Here is a 560-nt window from a genome sequence, read left to right as displayed (position 1 = left end):
GTTTCCAGCGCCATTGGCGCATTGAGAAGATCGAGCTTATCTGGTGCCGCTAGCATGAAGATCGCTTTCGCTTGCTCGGGTAATTGCCCTGAAACCATCAACGCTAAAAGTTGGTTCTCGGCAATCAACTTATACAAGGCAGGGGCAGACAAAGTGCCCAGAACAATATACGCCGCTGTCACAGGTAAGCCCATACCTAAAACCAACGATGCCAAAGCAATCAACACGAGCATGATGAACAAATCACCATTCGCCCAACCATTGATCATCAAAGAGAAAGTATTGCCGATGCCTGTGGTACTGATTACGTTGATCACTAAACCAATACCCACCAGCAAGACGGCGGTGGTTGCCATGTTCTTCGCGCCTTGAGACATAGCCTCGATGATCGCTTTTGGTCCCATTTTGTGCTCTTTCGAAAACCACGAAGAGACAACAACAGAAATGATGGAAAGGCCTGCCGCATAAGTGGGTGTAAAACCTTTCACGAGCAACGTCACCAGAACCACCAAAGGAATGAGGTTGTGCCAACCACTCACCAGAACTTTGATAAGCGAGTC

The 560-nt window shown here is 48.2% G+C and carries 1 protein-coding gene; it reads right to left on the bottom strand.

Annotation, left to right across the window (positions count from 1 at the left end; genetic code table 11):
• Positions 1–560, bottom strand: a 560-nt coding sequence (locus R7Z49_RS26810) for a TRAP transporter large permease subunit (RefSeq protein ID WP_318112703.1), incomplete at both ends; no start/stop codon positions are given.

It is taken from the genome of Vibrio sp. 1562, assembly GCF_033340155.1.
Taxonomy (GTDB): domain Bacteria; phylum Pseudomonadota; class Gammaproteobacteria; order Enterobacterales; family Vibrionaceae; genus Vibrio; species Vibrio alginolyticus.
This window is presented reverse-complemented; position numbering and strand designations above follow the sequence as displayed.